The sequence below is a fragment of the Halorubrum coriense DSM 10284 genome (genome assembly GCF_000337035.1).
In the GTDB taxonomy this organism is placed as follows: Archaea; Halobacteriota; Halobacteria; order Halobacteriales; family Haloferacaceae; genus Halorubrum; species Halorubrum coriense.
Genome location: NZ_AOJL01000066.1, coordinates 1 through 552 on the forward strand (window position 1 = coordinate 1; position 552 = coordinate 552).

Genomic DNA, 552 nt, shown 5'->3' on the forward strand with positions numbered 1-552 from the left:
AGTGTTCTCGCAGAAGGGTGGAATAAAGGCTGGAGTAGTTACGGTGCCAATGCCGATGGAACTGCCCTCGAACTTGGTATTGACGACTCCTATCCGGACTTTGATGTGAATGAGGTTACCGAGTTCGGTGCCAACCTCTCGAACCCGGTCGAAATGACGATGCACAACGAGACGTCTGGGAATCTCGCTAACTATGAGGATGAAATTGAAAATGAGAATATATTTGAAAATTACGAGGACACTGGGATTCGATCAATCAAAAACGGGTACGTCAACGACCCTGGGCTGTATGATAAATTAGACGATCAAGAGCCGACTCAGACCCACCACTCTCAGCGTGCGGTGAACCACCACCAAACGGTCATCCAAGCTGCCGCTGCGAATCGTCAGATGCTAGAAATCCATGAGGGGATCAAACCGACCGGCGAGATTCGGACATATCCGAACGTTGCCGCACGAGAAGTAGTGAAAGCACAAGAGTACGACGGGTTTGGCGAACTTGGTTCAAGGGTTGGACGAGACCACCATGTTACCCTCCCGTTCACTCGGATG

1 protein-coding gene is annotated in these 552 nt (G+C 50.5%); it reads left to right on the forward strand.

From position 1 onward, the window contains the following. A partial coding sequence (locus C464_RS18040; protein WP_006114994.1) for a glycoside hydrolase family 97 catalytic domain-containing protein occupies positions 1-552 on the forward strand: 552 nt, incomplete at both ends.